At 70.8% G+C, this 17,255-nt stretch carries 19 protein-coding genes; 14 read left to right on the plus strand and 5 right to left on the minus strand.

Annotation, left to right across the window (positions count from 1 at the left end; translation table 11 throughout):
* Positions 1-38: 38 nt before the first annotated feature.
* Positions 39-962 (minus strand): type I pantothenate kinase, encoded by a 924-nt coding sequence (gene coaA / locus N5079_RS00280; RefSeq protein WP_261581179.1) that lies wholly within the window; start codon positions 960-962, stop codon positions 39-41.
* 124 nt (positions 963-1,086) lie between these two features.
* Here coaA and N5079_RS00285 point away from each other — a divergent pair, with 124 nt between their 5' ends.
* The 10 genes from N5079_RS00285 (at position 1,087) to tsaD (ending at position 9,832) form a co-directional block, all read left to right on the plus strand.
* Positions 1,087-1,437 carry a holo-ACP synthase gene (locus tag N5079_RS00285; protein WP_261581180.1) on the plus strand — a complete coding sequence of 117 codons (351 nt, stop codon included), beginning with the start codon at positions 1,087-1,089 and terminating at the stop codon, positions 1,435-1,437.
* Positions 1,438-1,503: 66 nt separating this feature from the next.
* A complete protein-coding gene (locus N5079_RS00290; protein ID WP_261581181.1) occupies positions 1,504-3,030 on the plus strand; it encodes an NAD(P)H-hydrate dehydratase in 1,527 nt (508 codons plus the stop codon).
* A gap of 52 nt (positions 3,031-3,082) precedes the next feature.
* On the plus strand, positions 3,083-4,267 hold the full coding sequence (gene alr / locus N5079_RS00295) for an alanine racemase (protein ID WP_261581182.1): 1,185 nt from the start codon (positions 3,083-3,085) through the stop codon (positions 4,265-4,267).
* On the plus strand, positions 4,264-5,316 hold the full coding sequence (locus tag N5079_RS00300; RefSeq protein WP_261581183.1) for an alpha/beta fold hydrolase: 1,053 nt from the start codon (positions 4,264-4,266) through the stop codon (positions 5,314-5,316). The genes alr and N5079_RS00300 overlap by 4 nt, the downstream gene beginning before the upstream one ends.
* Positions 5,313-5,804 carry a tRNA (adenosine(37)-N6)-threonylcarbamoyltransferase complex ATPase subunit type 1 TsaE gene (tsaE, locus tag N5079_RS00305; RefSeq protein ID WP_261581184.1) on the plus strand — a complete coding sequence of 164 codons (492 nt, stop codon included), beginning with the start codon at positions 5,313-5,315 and terminating at the stop codon, positions 5,802-5,804. Before N5079_RS00300 ends, tsaE begins: the two co-directional genes overlap by 4 nt.
* A 321-nt stretch (positions 5,805-6,125) precedes the next feature.
* Entirely contained in the window at positions 6,126-6,776 is a 651-nt protein-coding gene (locus N5079_RS00310) for a hypothetical protein (RefSeq protein WP_261581185.1), read from the plus strand.
* 2 nt (positions 6,777-6,778) lie between these two features.
* On the plus strand, positions 6,779-7,330 hold the full coding sequence (locus N5079_RS00315) for a class F sortase (protein WP_261581186.1): 552 nt from the start codon (positions 6,779-6,781) through the stop codon (positions 7,328-7,330).
* Positions 7,331-7,419: 89 nt separating this feature from the next.
* Positions 7,420-8,142 (plus strand): tRNA (adenosine(37)-N6)-threonylcarbamoyltransferase complex dimerization subunit type 1 TsaB, encoded by a 723-nt coding sequence (tsaB, locus tag N5079_RS00320; RefSeq protein ID WP_261581187.1) that lies wholly within the window; start codon positions 7,420-7,422, stop codon positions 8,140-8,142.
* A gap of 171 nt (positions 8,143-8,313) precedes the next feature.
* On the plus strand, positions 8,314-8,808 hold the full coding sequence (gene rimI, locus N5079_RS00325) for a ribosomal protein S18-alanine N-acetyltransferase (RefSeq protein WP_261581188.1): 495 nt from the start codon (positions 8,314-8,316) through the stop codon (positions 8,806-8,808).
* Complete coding sequence (gene tsaD, locus N5079_RS00330) at positions 8,795-9,832, plus strand: tRNA (adenosine(37)-N6)-threonylcarbamoyltransferase complex transferase subunit TsaD (protein ID WP_261581189.1); 1,038 nt, start codon at positions 8,795-8,797, stop codon at positions 9,830-9,832. The genes rimI and tsaD overlap by 14 nt, the downstream gene beginning before the upstream one ends.
* Positions 9,833-9,973: 141 nt before the next feature.
* On the opposite strand, the gene N5079_RS00335 is transcribed toward tsaD, so the two are convergent.
* Together N5079_RS00335 and N5079_RS00340 are read right to left on the minus strand one after the other, a co-directional pair.
* Positions 9,974-10,786, minus strand: a complete 813-nt coding sequence (locus N5079_RS00335; protein ID WP_261581190.1) for a hypothetical protein — start codon at positions 10,784-10,786, stop codon at positions 9,974-9,976.
* Between the two features lie 185 nt (positions 10,787-10,971).
* Entirely contained in the window at positions 10,972-12,156 is a 1,185-nt protein-coding gene (locus tag N5079_RS00340; RefSeq protein ID WP_261581837.1) for a class I SAM-dependent methyltransferase, read from the minus strand.
* 262 nt (positions 12,157-12,418) lie between these two features.
* On the opposite strand from N5079_RS00340, the gene groES reads away from it, so the two are divergent.
* The 4 genes from groES (at position 12,419) to N5079_RS00360 (ending at position 15,568) form a co-directional block, all read left to right on the plus strand.
* Positions 12,419-12,733 carry a co-chaperone GroES gene (gene groES, locus N5079_RS00345; RefSeq protein ID WP_082776538.1) on the plus strand — a complete coding sequence of 105 codons (315 nt, stop codon included), beginning with the start codon at positions 12,419-12,421 and terminating at the stop codon, positions 12,731-12,733.
* Between the two features lie 70 nt (positions 12,734-12,803).
* The gene (groL, locus tag N5079_RS00350) at positions 12,804-14,423 is read left to right on the plus strand and encodes a chaperonin GroEL (protein WP_261581191.1); all 1,620 of its coding nucleotides are present in this window, start codon (positions 12,804-12,806) and stop codon (positions 14,421-14,423) included.
* A 303-nt stretch (positions 14,424-14,726) separates the two neighbouring features.
* Complete coding sequence (locus N5079_RS00355) at positions 14,727-15,353, plus strand: sigma-70 family RNA polymerase sigma factor (protein ID WP_261581838.1); 627 nt, start codon at positions 14,727-14,729, stop codon at positions 15,351-15,353.
* Positions 15,350-15,568, plus strand: a complete 219-nt coding sequence (locus N5079_RS00360) for a hypothetical protein (RefSeq protein ID WP_261581192.1) — start codon at positions 15,350-15,352, stop codon at positions 15,566-15,568. The genes N5079_RS00355 and N5079_RS00360 overlap by 4 nt, the downstream gene beginning before the upstream one ends.
* Here N5079_RS00360 and N5079_RS00365 read toward each other — a convergent pair.
* Positions 15,529-15,906, minus strand: coding sequence for a DUF5319 domain-containing protein (locus tag N5079_RS00365; protein WP_261581193.1), 378 nt, complete (start codon positions 15,904-15,906; stop codon positions 15,529-15,531). The genes N5079_RS00360 and N5079_RS00365 overlap by 40 nt on opposite strands.
* A 213-nt stretch (positions 15,907-16,119) precedes the next feature.
* Positions 16,120-17,112, minus strand: coding sequence for a helix-turn-helix transcriptional regulator (locus tag N5079_RS00370; protein ID WP_261581194.1), 993 nt, complete (start codon positions 17,110-17,112; stop codon positions 16,120-16,122).
* Between the last annotated feature and the right edge of the window lie 143 nt (positions 17,113-17,255).

Here is a 17,255-nt window from a genome sequence, read left to right on the forward strand (position 1 = left end):
CGTACCCGCACGCCCGCCGAGCGCCCGGACGCACCCGTTCAGGTGCGGCGCAGCCGTACGCGACGGACGGAGTGGTCGGGGCCCTTGCTGAGGATCAGCCCCGCGCGGCCGCGGGTGGGGGCGATGTTCTCGACGAGGTTGCGCTCGTTGATGTCACGCCACACGTTCTTCGCGAACTCGGTGGCCTCCTCGTCGGACAACTCGGCGATGTGCGTGAAGTAGGACTTCGGATCCGAGAAGGCCGTACGGCGCAGCTTGTGGAACCTGTCGACGTACCAGGCCCTTATGTCCTCGACGCGGGCGTCCACGTAGATCGAGAAGTCGAAGTAGTCGCACACGGCCAGCGCCGTCGGCGGGGCCGGCTGCAGGACGTTGAGGCCCTCGACGATCAGGATGTCCGGCCGGTGGACCGTCTGCGTCGCGCCCGGCACGATGTCGTACTCCAGGTGGCTGTAAACCGGGGCGTCCACCGACGCGCGGCCGGCCTTGACCCCGGCCACGAACCGCACCAGCGCCCGCCGGTCGTAGCTCTCCGGGAAGCCCTTGCGGTGCATGATCCCGCGCTCCTCCAGCACCTTGTTGGGGTAGAGGAAGCTGTCGGTGGTCACCAGCTCGACCCGCGGGTGCTCGGGCCAGCGCGCGAGCAGGGTGTGGAGCAGGCGCGCGGTGGTCGACTTGCCGACCGCGACGCTCCCCGCGATGCCCAGCACGTACGGCACGCGCTCCTCGCGCTCGCCGAGAAACGCGCCGACGGCCGCGCTCCGCTGCCGCGAGCCCGTGAAGTGGAGGTTGAGGAGGCGGGTGAGCGGCAGGTAGATGTCGGTCACCTCGGCCAGGTCGATGGGGTCGTCGATACCCCGCAGCTCCTCCAGCTCGGCCTCGGTGAGGGTGAGCGGCGTGTTCTTGCGCAGGTCTCCCCACTGGGCCCTGCCGAGCTCGACGTACGCGTCCCCATCTGCCACGTCGGCCAAGCGTACTCATCGCCGTCGCGCCGGCCCCCGCGGGGTCGTGCACAGCCTGTGGACAAAATCGATGGATTACGCCACGGCGAAAGGGGGAATGGTGGTCGTTCATTAGGCTGGCCACGTGATCGTGGGCATCGGGGTCGACGTGGTGGACGTGGCGCGTTTCGCGGCGGCGCTGGAGCGCACGCCCGCCCTGCGGGCCCGGCTGTTCACCGAGGCCGAGAGCGGCCTGCCCATGAAGTCGCTGGCCGTGCGGTTCGCCGCCAAGGAGGCGATCGCCAAGGCCCTCGGCGCCCCGCCCGGCCTCAGCCACCTCGACGCCGAGGTCGTCACAGACCAGAACGGCAGGCCGGCCGTACGGATCACCGGCAGGGCCGCTGAGGTGGCCCGCGAGGTCGGCGTGAAGAGGTGGCACGTGTCCCTCTCCCACGACGGCGGCGTGGCGATCGCCTACGTGATCGCCGAGTCATAGGGATCCCCCCCGAATGGCCGGGGGCGGTGATCGCGTCCGTGATCTCCTGCGGCTACCGTCGGACGCATGCGGACCGCGTACACCTCTGACCAGATCAGGGCCGCCGAGCTGGCGCTCATGGCCAGACTCCCCGAGGGCACGCTGATGCAGAGAGCGGCCGCCGGGCTCGCCGTCGTGTCCGCCGGCCTGCTCACCGGCGTCCACGGCACGGTGTACGGCTCGCGCGTCACGCTGCTGATCGGCAGCGGGGACAACGGCGGCGACGCTCTCCACGCCGGCGCCCGGCTGGCCCGCAGGGGCGCCCGGGTCGTCGCGATCCTGGCCGGATCGCACACCCACGAAGGCGGTCTGGCGGCGCTGCGGACCGCCGGCGGCCGGGCGGCCGAATACGACCGGGAGAAGGCCCGCGAGCTCATCGAGGGCGCCGACCTCGTCATGGACGGGCTCGTCGGCATCGGCGGCACCGGCGCGCTGCGGGAGCCGTACGGCACGCTGGCGCGGATGGCCGCCGAGACGCCGGCCCTGGTCGTGGCGGTGGACGTGCCGAGTGGGGTGGACGCGAGCACCGGCCGGGTCGAGGGGCCAGCGGTCAGAGCCCACGTCACCGTGACGTTCGGCGCGTACAAGAACGGCCTGCTGATCGATCCGGGGGCCTCTCACGCGGGCACGGTCGAGCTGGTGGATATCGGGCTGGGGCCCTACCTGCCCGACCCGGATGTGGCGGCGATGACCGACGAGGACGTGGCCGAGCTCCTGCCCTGGCCGGGCGCGGAATCCGACAAATACCGCCGGGGAGTCGTCGGGATCGCCGCGGGCAGCGACCGGTTCACCGGGGCGGCCGTGCTGACGGTCGGCGGCGCCATCCGGGCGGGGGCGGGCCTGGTGCGCTTCGCGAGCTCGATCGAGCCGGTCCGGCAGGTCAGGGCCCGCTGGCCGGAGGCCGTGACGACCGTCCTGGAAGCGTCGCTCATGCTCAAGAGCTCGCTCGACGACGTCGGGCGGGTGCAGGCGTGGGTGCTGGGCCCGGGGCTCGGCACGGGCTCGGAGGCGCACGCGGTGGCCCGCGCGGTGCTGGCCAGCGCGGTTCCCGTGCTCGTGGACGCCGACGGGCTGACGCTCGTGGCCAAGGAGCGGACGCTGCTGCACAGGACCGCCCCCACGGTGATCACCCCGCACGCGGGCGAGCTGTCGCGCCTGCTCGGCGTGCCGAGAGAGCGGATCGAGGCCCGGCGGCTGGAGCACGTGCGGCGGGCCGCGGCCGAGCTGGGCGTCACCGTGCTGCTGAAGGGCTCCACGACCCTCATCGCCGAGGAGCACCGGCCGGTGCGGGTCAACACCACCGGCACGCCCTGGCTCGCCACCGGAGGCACCGGAGACGTTCTGTCGGGCATCGCGGGAGCGCTGCTGGCCGCCGGGTTGACCGGCTACGACGCCGCCTCGTGCGCCGCCCACCTCCACGGCCTGGCCGCCAGGATCGCCGCAACGGGCGGCATTCCACCTCGGGGCGAGGGCAGGGCTCACGGGCGTGCGGGCGCTCCGATCGCCGCGCTGGACGTGGTCATGGCGCTCCCCGACGCCATCCGGGCGCTGTGATGGGGGCGCCGATCGGTCTCGGGCACGTCGAGCCACCTGACACACTGGGAAAATGAGCTTTTCGACAGCGCCCCTGGTCACCCCGGCCGAGGCGCGGGTGGATCTTGCCGCGATCCGGCACAACGTGGAGCTTCTGGCGGGGCACGCGCCCGGTGTCGCGATGATGGCCGCCGTCAAGGCGGACGCCTACGGACACGGCCTGGCACCCGTCGCTCAGGCGTGCCTGGAGGCGGGGGCCACGCGGCTCGGCACCGCGTTCCTCAAGGAGGGCCTGGCGCTGCGCGAGGCAGGGATCACCGCGCCCATCCTGTCGTGGATCATCACGCCGGGCGAGCCCCTGGACGACGCGGCCGTCCAGGGAATCGAGCTGTCCGCGGGCGCGCCCTGGGCGCTCGACGAGATCGCCGCCGCCGCGGACCGCACCGGGCGGACGGTCCGGGTTCACCTCAAAGTGGACACCGGCATCTCGCGCGGCGGGGCGCCGCTGGCGGACTGGCCGGCGCTCGTGGACCGGGCGCTCGCCGTACAGGCCGGGGGAGCCATCGAGATCGCCGGCCTCTGGTCACACTTCGCCTGCGCCGACATCCCCGGCCATCCCTCGATCGACGGGCAGGTTTCCGCGTTCGACGAGGCACTGGCCATCGCGGACAAGTCGGGCGTGCCGAGCACCGCCATCCGGCACATCGCCAACTCGGCCGCCACGGTGACCCTGCCCCGGACCAGGTACGACATGGTCCGTCCCGGCATCGCCGTATACGGCCTGAGCCCCATCCCCGAGCTCGGCGACTTCGGGCTCCGCCCGGCTATGACCCTCACGGCCAGGCTCGCCAACGTCAAGCGGGTCCCGGCGGGCACGGGAGTGTCATACGGCCACCTCTACGTGACCGAGCGGGAGACCACGCTTGCTCTCGTTCCGCTCGGGTATGCGGACGGGATCATGCGGGGCGCGACCAATCAGGCAGAGGTGCTGGCGGCCGGGAAGCGGCGGCGCGTCGCCGGGCGGGTCTGCATGGACCAGTTCGTCATCGACTGCGGTGACGACGCGGTGGAGGAGGGCGACGAAGTGGTTCTCTTCGGGCCCGGGGACAATGGCGAGCCGACATGTCAGGAATGGGCGGATTCCCTGGGCACGATCACTCATGAGATCGTGACGAGGATCGGATCCCGCGTGCCCCGCGTCCACGTGGACGGGCTGCGTGGAAAGGCTGAGCCGCGGTTGCGAGGAGAGCAGGTATGAGCACACGTCGCAGGGTCGGCATCGCCGGAGCCGTCGTCGGTGCGGCATCGGCGGGCGTGGCCGGGGCCGCCCTGGCCAAGAGATACGCCGTCGGCCGCATCCGGCTGCGCCCCGATCTGGAGGCCAGCGAGCCGTTCGGCGAGCTCAGGGGACGTCCGGTGACGCTGACGACGTCCGACGGTGTGCGGATCCACGCCGAGGTCGACGGCGTCGAGGACGCGCCCCTCACCGTGGTCCTGTGCCACGGCTACTGCCTGACCTCGGACTCATGGCACTACCAGCGGCGTGACCTCCGGGACACCCACCGCATCGTCGTGTGGGACCAGCGCTGTCATGGCGAGTCGGCGCGGGGCGAGGCGCAGGACTGCACCATCGACCGTCTCGGCGAGGACCTGGCCCTCGTGCTGGAAGAGCTCGTCCCCGGCCCCTGCGTGCTGGTCGGCCACTCCATGGGCGGCATGACCATCATGGCGTTGGCCGACCACCGGCCCGAGCTGTTCGGTGACAAGGTCCGCGGCGTGTCCCTGATCTCCACCTCGGCGGGCAAGCTCGCCGAGATGACCCTCGGCCTTCCCGCCCTGGTCTCCAAGCTGGTGCACCGGGCCGTGCCCCAGGCGGTCGCGGTCATGCGCAAGAACGGCACGCTGGTGGACCGGGGCCGTGAGGTCGGCACCGACCTGTCGTTCCTCGCGCTGCGCTACCTCGGCTTCGGGGATTCAAAGAACGTGAGCCCGACCGTGGTCGACTTCGTCGAGTCGATGATTCGCGCCACCCCCGCAGAGGTCATCGCGGACTTCTATCCTGCTCTCATGTCGCACGACAAGCTCAAGGCACTCGACGTTCTCGACAAGGTCCCCACCGCGATCATCGTCGGCGAGCGCGACTGGCTCACGCCGCTCGACCACAGCAGGGCGATCGCGGCAGCCGTACCGACCGCGCAGCTCACCGCGGTGCCGGACGCCTCGCACCTCGTTCAGCTGGAGCGGCCCGACATCGTCAACGATGCCCTCCGCGAGCTGCTGAAGCGGGCAGAGCGGGGTGACGCATGAGCGGCGCGGCGTTTGCGGACTTTTCCGGAATCGCGGGCGGGGAGCTCGCTCCGGCGACGGCCGAGGAGATGCGGGCACTGGGCGCGGGGGTCGCCACGCTCCTCCGAGCCGGGGATCTCGTCGTGCTGAGCGGGCCGCTCGGAGCGGGCAAGACCACGCTGGTGCAGGGCATCGCCGAGGGCCTCAAAGTCCGCGGCCCGATCACCTCGCCGACCTTCGTGATCGCCCGGGTCCACCCGTCGCTGTCGGGCGGCCCCGCGCTGGTGCACGCGGACGCCTACCGGCTCGGCGGCTTCCTGGAGGTCGACGACCTGGACCTGGACGCCTCGCTCGACGAGTCCGTCACGGTGGTCGAGTGGGGCGAGGGCCTGGTCGAGGGGCTCTCGGAAGACCGGTTGGAGATCCACATCGAGCGCGGCGACGAAGGCGAGCGGCGGTTGGTCCGCCTCCACGGCGTCGGGCCCCGCTGGTCCACCGCCACCGTCTGACGCGTCCGGCTCACCCGCCGCACCGTCTGCCCAGTGGGGAACCCGCGCATGATCACGCACGGTGTGTCCGCGGCGTGTATGGCATGCCGGGGAATCTGTGCATGATCACGCAGGCTGGGTCCGCAGCGTGTACCACATGCCGGGGAACCTGTGCATGATCACGGCGATTTTGGGGCGTGATGTGGGCGATCTAGGCCCGTAATCGGCGCAGTCCTTGACTCATCTCCTGAAACCTATGGATCATCAGCGAAAAGAAGATCCTTAGCCATGGATTGGCATAGATTTTCTGGGTAGATGACCGGGCGTGGGAGGGGTGGGCCGATGAGCAGGGTCACGCAGGTCGCCGTCGCGGGATTGGTCCTGTTCGGCGCGCTCGGATGTTCGGCGCAGGCCCAGACGGCGGCGGCCAGCCCCACGATCACGCTGACTCCGGCGCTGCCGTCGCCGATCGTCACGATCTCCCGCCAGGACATCCACGTCGAGGTGACGCCGTCCAAGATCGTCGGAGGGGCGACCAGGACCGTTCACATCACGGCTCGCTGCCCGTTCCCGCAGGGCGGCCCCGAATACCGCGCCACCGCCCGCTCCGACGCCTTCACTGGCCTCGTGACGCTGGTCCCGCCCGCCGCGACCCGCTCCGCCACGCCCTCGCCCGCGACGCCCGGCGTCCCGCAGGTCACCGGCGGCGCCACCGTCAAGGCCGACGCCAAACCCGGTGGCTACAAGGTCCAGGTGCGGTGCGAGGCCACCAACGACATCGGCAGCGCCTCGCTCCGGATCGTCGCGCCTGCGGCGCCCACCCACACGCACACGAAGTTCCCCACGCGGGCGCCCCACGCCGGCGGCGGCGGGACGGCGGCGGGGGGGCCGACTGACGACTCAGGCCTGCCGACGGGCGTCACCGTGATCGTGCTGCTGGCCGCTCTCGGTGTCGGCATCGGGGTGGCCCACCGTAGGCGTTCAGGGGCCTAACCTTGGCGGTTTCATCCCGGTGGGTGATCGTGGCCGGGATCGTCACCGGGCTGGCCCTGTTCGCGGCGGGCGGCGGCAAGAGCGAGACGCAGCCTGCCCCGAGCTCGCCGGTCGTGCCCGAGCGGATCGACATCCCCACGCTCAGCCTCAAGGCGCCGCTCATGAAGCTCGGGCTCTCCGACCAGGGCGACGTCGAGCTGCCGCCGTTCGACAAGCCGTCCACCGCAGGGTGGTACACCGGCAGCGCCGTCCCCGGCGACGCCGGAGCGTCGGTCATCATCGGGCACGTCGACACCAAGACGGCCCCCGCCGTGTTCTTCCGCCTGCGCGACCTGCGGAAAGGCGCGCTGGTCAAGGTGCTGCGCAGTGACGGCAAGACCGCCGAGTATCGGGTCGACTCGGTCGAGCGGGTGCCCAAGGACAGCTTCCCGGCCGAACGCGTCTACGCCGAGGACGGGCTGCGCCTCATCACCTGCGGGGGCGACTTCGACTGGACGCACCACCAGTACCGCGACAACGTCATCGTCTACGCCTCCCTGATCGGCGACGCCTGATCACTCCAACGCCCCCGAGCCGGGGGGAACGGGCCCCACATGGCCGGACGCGGCTTCCGCGTGCCGTACAGCGACTACGCTTGACGTTCGTGCTTGTCTTGGCCTTCGACACCGCAACCCCCGCCGTGACGGCCGCGCTGCACGATGGCAGCCGCGTGCTGGCCGAGTCGACGACGATCGACGCTCGGCGGCACGGGGAGCTCCTCGCTCCCGCCATCGAGCGGGTCCTCGGCGATTCCGGCGCGACGCTCAGGGACGTGACCGCGATCGTCGCGGGAACCGGCCCCGGGCCGTACACCGGTCTCCGGGTCGGCCTGATGACCGCCACGGCGCTCGCCACGACCGCCGGGGTGCCCGCGCTCGGCGTCTGCACCCTCGACGCGCTCGCGTACGCCGCCGACATGCCCGGGCCCTTCCTCGTGGCGACGGACGCGCGGCGCAAGGAGGTCTTCTGGGCGAGGTACGGCGACGCCAGGACCCGCCTTGACGGTCCGCGCGTCGACAGGCCCCACGACCTCCCCGGAAACCTGCCGGTCGTCGGAGCCGGAGGCCGGCTGTACGCGGACATCATCGGCCCGAGCCGGGTGTCCGGCCCGGATCACCCATCGGCCGGAGCGCTGGCGGCTCTCGCGGCGGAGCATCTCGCCGGGTTGAGTCCGGACCAGGCGCGGGAGCTCGCGCGGGTGCCGGAGGGGCGCGTCGACTCGGTGGAGAAGGCGCGGGAGCTGGCCGTGCTCGGCCCGGCGCGGCCGATCTACCTGCGCCGGCCGGACGCCCAGATCCCCGGCGTGCCCAAGAAGGTGACCGCGTGACCACCGGCCTCCACGACCGCGCGACGGGCAGGGCACGGTGAACGGCGCCGAAGCCCAGGGCCGCGCGGATCCGGGCGGCATGGCTCCACGTGACGCGGATCTGGGCGGCGCGGATCTGGGCGGCGGACGTCTGGGTCGCCTGGTGACGGGCGGGACGAACCCGGTGGCACGATGACCGCGCAAGCCGTACTGCGCCAGATGACCCTGGACGACCTGCCCGCGATCATGGCGATCGAGCGCAGCACCTTTCCCTCCGACGCCTGGAGCGAGGGGATGATGCGCGGCGAGCTGAACGACCAGCCGCGCACCCGGCACTACGTGGTCGCGCTTGTCGGTGACACGATCGTCGGGTACGCCGGGCTGGCCGCGGCGGCAGACCAGGCGGACATCCAGACGATCGCCGTCCTGCCCGAGCACCGCAGGTCGGGGATCGGAGCCGCGCTCATGGAGGCGCTGCTCGCCGAGGCCGTACGGCGTGGCGCGACCACGGTGTTCCTCGAGGTGCGAGCGGACAACGTGCCCGCCCAGGCGATGTACGAGCGGTTCGGCTTTCAGCGGTTCGGGCTCCGGCGGCGCTACTACGACGACGGTACGGACGCCATCACGATGGTGAGGGAGCTCCTCGGTGAGCTCGGTGAACGAGGGAGCGGACATGAGCAGGCCTGACGGGCCGGTTGTCCTGGGAATCGAGACGTCCTGCGATGAGACGGGCGTCGGCATCGTCCGAGGCCACACTCTGCTGGCCGACACGATCGCCTCCAGCATGGAGGAGCACGCCCGCTTCGGCGGCGTGGTGCCCGAGGTCGCCTCGCGCGCCCACCTGGAGGCCATGACGCCCACGGTGGAGAGCGCGCTCGCCAAGGCGGGTCTACGGTTCTCCGACATCGACGCCGTCGCGGTCACGGCCGGCCCCGGCCTGGCCGGCGCCCTGCTGGTCGGTGTCGCCGCCGCCAAGGCGTACGCGCTGGGCCTGGGCGTGCCGCTCTACGGAGTCAACCACCTGGCCGCCCACGTCGCCGTCGACCAGCTCGAACACGGCCCGCTTCCGAAGCCCGCCATCGCGCTTCTGGTGTCCGGTGGGCACTCGTCGCTGCTGCTCGTGCCCGATGTCGCCCAGGACGTGGTCTCGCTCGGCTCCACCGTGGACGACGCCGCGGGAGAGGCGTTCGACAAGGTGGCCCGCGTGCTCGGCCTGCCCTTCCCCGGCGGCCCCCACATCGACCGCGCCGCCCGTGAGGGGTCGGGCGCGGCCGTCGCGTTCCCGCGCGGCAAGCTCGACGACGGCACGCTCGACTTCTCGTTCTCGGGCCTGAAGACGGCGGTCGCCCGATGGGTGGAGGCCCGGGTCGCCTCGGGCGAGACGGTGCCGGTGGCCGACGTCGCCGCGTCGTTCCAGGAGGCGGTCGTGGATGTGCTCACGCGCAAGGCGCTGCAGGCCTGCGCCCGCTACGACGTCAAGGACCTGCTGATCGGAGGCGGCGTGGCGGCGAACTCGCGGCTGCGCGCGCTGGCCCAGGAGCGGTGCGACGCGGCGGGAGTACGGCTCCGCGTTCCCCGCCCGGGTCTCTGCACGGACAACGGCGCGATGGTCGCCGCGCTCGGGTCCGAACTGCTGGCCGCCGGAGTGGAGCCCTCCTCGCTCGAAATCCCGGCCGACTCGTCCCTTCCCATCACGGCCATCCACGTCTGACGCGTTCCGGCGGTCCGCCGCCACGGGGGCCCTTCACGCCGGCGTGGCCGCCCAGGCCGAACTCGCGCGGGGGGCCGCTGCCGCCCGGCTGCCGGGTGGTTATCACGCCGGGAAGCGGGTCACGCCGGGTGCGTCCGGTGCTCAGTCGTTCGGATTGCGTGCCGGGCGGAGGAGGGCTTCGGCCAGGGCCAGCATGGTCTCCTCCAGTGCGGAGAGCCGGCGGGCCACGTCGGTGGTGGCGGGCTCCACGATGGCGGAGAGCGCTCCGGAGACGGCCTTGGTGAGCTCGTCGCGGTCGGGCCGGGCGCGGATGGCGTCGAGCAGCGGGGCGATCGCGGTCGCGGCGGCGGTGATGTCCACGTTCATCTCCGCGACAGCCGTGCGCAGGTCGCCGATCTCCAGCTCGGAGGGCAGCTTCGACAGCCGCTCGGTGACGGCCTCGACCCGGTCGTCCACCGTGTCCAGGCGGTCGAGCACCGCGCCCTCCAGCCTCTCGGTGCGCTGGGTCAGCTCGGTCACGGCCTTGTCGAGCCGGGTGAAGCGGCCCCCGGCGGCCTCCATGCTTCCGTGGACCTGGCCGAGGCGCTGGGTGAACTCGCTCACCAGGTCGGCGACGCCCTGGGTCTGGGTGCTCACCTCGTCCACCCGGTCGCGGAGCAGCTCCATGTGCTGGGCGAGGCCCTCGGCCCACGCGGGCGGCCGGGTCGTCATGTCGTCGAGCCGCCCGGTGACCACCTCGAGCGCGCCGCTGAGGCTTCCGAGCTCACGCTCACGCACCTCGCGGAGCAGCCATTCCATGCCTTCGAGGCGCTGCCGGATCTCGTCCAGCACGGCTCCCTGGGTGCGCTGCTCGTAGACGTGGTCCTGCGCCGCGCGGGCCAGCAACTCGCGCATCCGGTCGGAGATGGCGGTCTGGCTTCCCGCCTGGAGGAGGGTGTGGCTGGAGTGGTCCACCGGGAAAGCTCCTTCACTCGCCGACGCGGTATCGGTCCGGTCTCGCGGAGATACGAATAGGCGGACGTGGCCGCGCGGCCAACTGTAGGCCCTGTACGGCACGGCTTTGGGGTGGACTGTAAAAGATCGCAATTCTCGGTGGATTGCCCGGTTTCGTAATAACCCAGCCGGTCAGTCCCGATGCATCATCCCAGCTCAGATGGCTTGCAGAGCAGGACGTACGGTCGGTCCTCAATGCGGGTGAGCACGACGACGGCCGAATTTCCCCCGGAAAGCCGGAGGTCTTTCCGCAATCGCTCGATATCAACTGCGGAACCGCGCTTCTTGATGGTGACGTTTCCTGTTTTCCGGGTTCTGAGGGTGGCTCTGAGCTGCTTGAGCGAGAACGGCATCATTTCCGTGACCTCGTAGCACGATGCCCATTTCGTGGGGACGAGGCGGTCGCCGGTGATGTAGGCGATCCTCGGGTCCAGGAGACGGCCGTCGACCATCGCGGCCACCTCCGCGACCAGATGGGCCCGGATCGCCGCGCCGTCGGGCTCGTAGAGGTAGCGGCCCACCGGCCCCGTCTCCACGCCCGTCCCGGACGGGGTCAGCGTCGTCCCCGAGGGCAGCATGGTCGCGCGTCGACCGGTCGTCCCCGCTCCCACCCAGATCGCGGCCTCCTTGACCTCGCCCTTGAAGGAGACCCACTCGGCTTCCGCGCCCTCCGGGATGAACTCGTACGGGATGCCGGGGGCGACCTTCAGGCAGGCCGCGCTCGCCCGTGAGACCAGGTCCAGCACGGCGGGCCAGGTGGGGGAGTAGGCCATCGGGTCGAAGACCCGGCCCCTGGCCCCTCGCCGCGCGGGGTCGGCGAACAGCAGGTCGTAGCCCGAGGGATCCGTCTCGGCGGCGTCAGCCGTACGGACGTCGACGAGACCCGAGAGGCCAAGAGCGGCGGCGTTCGCCCGGGCGACCTCGACGGTCAGTGGATCGAGGTCGACCGCGTCGACGGCGAAGCCCGCGCGGGCGAGGGCGATGAGGTCGCCTCCGATCCCGCAGCACACGTCGAGGACTCTGGGGGCGGCCGAGCCGGTGACCTGGCGGGCGCGACGGGCCCGGTGGGCGGCGACCTCCGCGCGGGTGGCCTGCTCCAGCCCATGGGGCGTGAAATACATCACGGCGGCGTCGTCGCCGAACTTCGTCTTGGCCCGCTCGCGCAGCCCCGCCTGGGTGAGCGCCGCCGAGGTCAGCGCCGCGGAGTGCGTCCTGCGAAGGGCGCTCGCCGCCGCGAGCGGGCCGGCGCCGGCGGTCACGAGTTCCACGGCCTCGGCCAGAGCCTTCTGCCCCGCCGGATCGAGCAGCTGACGAAACGCCTGGAGGTCCACGCCTCCCGACGTTAGCGCCTCGCCGTACGACCTCCGGACCCTCGGAAGGGCGGCGGGCGACGACACCCCGCGGACCCCGCTCACAGGTGAAGCGACCTGCGGCGCGGGTTCGTGTTGACTGTCACGGCCCCCTTGCATACTGTTTCGTGTTGGCACTCGCCTATCGAGAGTGCCAACAGCGACGAGGCAGGTCTGACACCCGCGACGGCAGGCCGCTGGTCGCCTCTTCAGCTCATTCATCGCAATCTGAAGGGGAGGTCCGATCGTGACGACCGCCACTAAGGTTCCCGTTAAGCCGCTTGGTGACCGCATCGTGGTCCAGCCGCTTGAGGCCGAGCAGACCACCGCTTCCGGTCTGGTCATCCCGGACACCGCCAAGGAGAAGCCGCAGGAGGGCAAGGTCCTCGCTGTCGGCCCTGGCAACTGGGACGAGGACGGCGAGAAGCGGATCCCGCTCGACGTCAAGGAGGGCGACGTGGTCCTCTACAGCAAGTACGGCGGCACCGAGGTCAAGTACGGCGGCGAGGAGTACCTGGTGCTCTCGGCCCGCGACGTGCTCGCCATCATCGAGAAGTAGGCCGCGCAAAGCATGAGGAGCCCCGGGACACACACGCCCGGGGCTCCATTGCTCTCATAAGGAGACTTGAATGCCCAAGATCCTGGAGTTCGAAGAGGACGCGCGGCGCGCTCTTGAGCGTGGTGTCAACGCCCTCGCGGACGCCGTCAAGGTGACCCTCGGCCCCCGCGGCCGCAACGTCGTCATCGACAAGAAGTTCGGCGCCCCGACCATCACGAACGACGGCGTGACCATCGCCCGTGAGGTCGAGCTGGACAAGCCGTACGAGAACCTCGGCGCGCAGCTCGCCAAGGAAGTCGCGACGAAGACCAACGACATCGCCGGCGACGGCACCACCACGGCGACCGTCCTGGCCCAGGCCATGGTCCGCGAGGGCCTGCGCAACGTGGCCGCGGGAGCCCAGCCGCTCGCCCTGAAGCGCGGCATCGACCTGGCCGCCAGGGCGGTCAGCGACAGGCTGCTGGACAGCGCCCGTCATGTCGAGGACAAGAAGGAGATCGCGAACGTCGCGACGATCTCCGCCCAGGACGCCAAGATCGGCGAGCTGATCGCCGAGGCGTTCGACAAGGTGGGCAAGGACGGTGTCATCACCGTCGAGGAGTCCAACGCCATGGGCCTGGAGCTGGAGTTCACGGAGGGGCTCCAGTTCGACAAGGGTTACCTGTCGCACTACATGGTGACCGACCAGGACCGGATGGAGTCCGTCCTGGAGGACCCCTACATCCTGATCACCCAGAGCAAGATCTCCTCGATCGCGGACTTCCTGCCGCTGCTGGAGAAGATCGCGCAGACCAAGAAGCAGCTTCTGGTCATCGCCGAGGACGTCGAGGGCGAGGCCCTGGCCGTCCTGGTCACCAACAAGATCCGCGGCACCTTCACCTCGGTCGCGGTCAAGGCCCCCGGCTTCGGTGACCGCCGCAAGGCCATGCTGCAGGACATCGCGATCCTCACCGGCGGCCAGGTCGTCAGCGAGGAGGTCGGCCTCAAGCTGGAGCACGTCGGTCTCGAGGTGCTCGGCACGGCCCGCCGCGTCGTCGTCACCAAGGACACCACGACGGTCGTTGACGGCGCCGGTGAGGCGAAGGCCATCGAGGACCGCATCCGCGAGATCAAGCTGGCCGTCGAGCAGTCCGACTCCGACTGGGACCGCGAGAAGCTCCAGGAGCGCCTCGCGAAGCTTTCAGGCGGCGTCTCCGTCCTCAAGGTCGGCGCGGCCACCGAGGTCGAGCTCAAGGAGAAGAAGCACCGCCTGGAGGACGCGATCTCCGCGACCCGCGCCGCGATCGAGGAGGGCATCGTCTCCGGCGGTGGCTCCGCGCTCGTGCACGTGTCGAAGGCGCTGGACGACCTCGGCCTGACCGGCGACGAGGCGACCGGTGTCTCGATCGTCCGCAAGGCGCTGGTCGAGCCGGCCCGCTGGATCGCCGAGAACGCCGGCCTGGAGGGGTACGTCGTCACCTCCAAGATCGCCGACCTGAACCCCGGTGAGGGCCTCAACGCCGCCACCGGCCAGTACGGCGACCTGGTGGCCCAAGGCGTCATCGACCCGGTCAAGGTCACCCGCTCGGCCGTGCAGAACGCCGCGTCCATCGCCGGCATGCTGCTGACCACCGAGGTCCTCGTGGTGGACAAGCCCGAGGAGGAGGCCCCCGCCGCCGGTGGCGGTCACGGCCACGGTCACGGTCACTGATCCGCGTTTCAAGGCGCGCCTTCGGCACGACTCAAGGCGCGCCTTCGGCACGACGCCCTCCGAGGCGCGGACCCCGCCCAAGTGGGGTCCGCCCCTCGGGGCCCCCAACGAATACGGCTCCCACCTCGGCCGAGGTGGGAGCCGTACTTCTTTTATCGGGTAAGAATACGATTGATTTTGGCTATTTGCGTTGGAATGTTCCAACGCTGTGGTGTTCGGGAGATTACAGAGCGTTATCGACGCGTCAATGTGACCAATCCGTAGCCGTTCACCATGACGACATGCACGATCGTGGCGGGCATCATGCCTAACGTGACCGAGGGACGCGTCGCCGACGCCGCAACTGGGGTAAGGCTTGCGACGAGATCGGATGAGTCCGACCTCAGGGAACTGACCAGCCTTGCCGTACAGGGAGATCGCACCGCGATCGAATCGCTTCTAGGACATCTGCGCCCGATGGTGGTGCGTTACTGCAGGGCCCGTCTCGGCAGGGTCTCCGGTCACTACCACATCGCCGACGACGTGGCGCAGGAAGTCTGCATCGCGGTGCTGTCGGCCCTGCCACGCTACCGCGACATGGGGCGGCCGTTCGCGTCGTTCGTGTTCGGGATCGCGTCGCACAAGGTCGCCGACGCGCTGCGCAGCTCCGTCCGCTCCGCCGTACCGACTCAGGATCTGCCGGACGGGCCCGACGAGGGGCCGGGGCCGGAGGAGACGGTCGTGCGCTACATCGAGGCGGAGCACGCCCGCGCTCTCCTGTCCCGACTTCCGGACAACCAGCGCGAACTACTCATCCTGCGAGTGGTTTCGGGTCTTTCCGCCGAGGAGACCGGTAATGTACTCGGCATGTCACCAGGTGCTGTCCGGGTCGCCCAGCATCGCGCTCTCGCCAGGTTGCGGCAACTCGCCGAGCTGGAGTCGATTGCGTGACCACGAAACGTCGTCGTACGGCACGGCTCCTCGGGTCGTACGACGATGCCGACGTGGAGGGCGACGTACTGAGGACCGACGCGGTCCTGGACGCGCTGGCCCGCCGTGAGCCCGTGGCCTCAGGGGCCGACGCCGCCGTCCGCCTCCTCGGCGCGCTCATCGCCGACGTGGAGAGTCAGCGGCTCTCCTCGGTGTCGATCACGCCGTCGACGTAGCCTCTGGCGTACTCCCAGCTGACGTAGTCGGCCGGGTCGGGTTGGAAGGCGGGCTCGTGGACCTGCGGGCGGCCATTGTCGATCATCTGGCGGAGGTTGCCGCGGAGCAGGTCCCAGTCGAAGTAGTGCTGCTCGCCGCATTCGGGGCAGTCGAGGACCAGCCCGAGCACGCCTTGAGGCTCCAGCAGGGAGCGGAAGACCTCCACGTCGGCGAGGTCGGTCAGCGCCTCGTCCCGCTCGGCGAGCGTGAGCGGTTCCGGGTCGTCCGGCTCGCCCAGCTCCGAGGCGGGATCGTTGGGGTCGTCCGCGAACGGGTCGCGGGGGACGTCTTCCAGCACGCATCCCACCTTATGACCAGGACTCGCCGTGGTGAACGAAACCGGGCCTGATCTGCTCCTTGGGCGGCGATGACGGCTCGGAGCATGGGCCCCCGCATGAGCCTTCTTGCCGCTGTCTTGATGGCGTCCCCCAGGTCACCGGCGCCGGCTCCCACGTCACCGGCGGCGGCCCCGGGGTCCTTGGCGGCGGCGCCGGGGTCCTTGGTGGCCAGGTCACAGCCATCCCCGGCGGGCGGCCTCGGCCCCCGCGTGGAAGCGGGTGTGCACGCCCAGCTCGGCCATGGCCTCCGCGAACCTGGCCCGGACGGTGCGGACGGAGACCCCGAGGTGGCGGGCGATGCTCTCGTCGGAGAGCCCCTGCGCGGCCAGCCTCAGCACCTGATGCGCGCCGTTCGGGGACTCCACGGGTGTGGCACGCGCCCAGAGCTCCTCGAAGAGGGAGCGCAGCGCCGCCACGACGATGGGGGCGCGGACGAGGGAGCAGTTGTAGGCGTGCTCGGGCAGCGGGTCGCCCCACTCCGCGGGAAGGCCGACCGTGTCCTCGCCCAGTGCGAAGAACCAGCTCGGCACCCGGTCGAGGGTCCGGATGCCGGCGCCGGCCTCGATGAGCCGGTCGCACACCTCCCGCACGCCCGGAGCCGTCATAACGGAGACGGGGATGACGGTCCGTGACGACAGGACGCCGTCCTTGATCGCCTGGATCCAGGGGCCGGTGTACTTCTCGGCGAAGTCGCTCATCGTGCGCCGGTCGTCGATCGCGAAGACCATGTCGGCCGGGGGGTTCTGCAGGGCCAGGCCGACGACGCTCTCGTACAATTCGTCCGCCCCGCTGACGAGCTCCACGGCGAACCGGCCGCTCTGGTAGTCGCGCCCGGCGTCGTAGTGGTGGGTGAGACGGCCGACGGAGGCCAGCGCCTCGTCGATCTGGCGGCTCTCCCTGGCGAGCCGGTCCAGTCTCTCGGCCACCAGCCGCCCGATCGCCGCCGCCGGGTGGCGGGCGAGGTACTTCCCGTCCTGCTCCTCGACCGCGCCGAGCCGTACGAGCCGGGTGAGCCGGTCGAGCACGTCGTCCGCGGGCTGGTCCACGGAGTAGGCGATCTCCGCGAGAGTCGCCCGGTGCAGTTTCAGCACCGTTGTGTAGAGGACGGTCTGGTCCTGCGTGAGGCCGAGGGCTTCGAGAGGGTCCGCGTTCCGGGTCGTACTCATGGCTCCGCTCCGTTGGTCGTCTCGCTCTACCGCGCGAGAACGCTCCCGCGGTCCCGCGCGCGCGGAACTCCGGAAGCTCGATCCCTCGCCTCGCTTCGCGTCGTGAGAATAGCTCTGATTTGTGCTGCGGTACCGGGACCTTC

It is taken from the genome of Planotetraspora sp. A-T 1434, from assembly GCF_025420585.1.
Lineage (GTDB): Bacteria > Actinomycetota > Actinomycetes > Streptosporangiales > Streptosporangiaceae > JAOEGB01.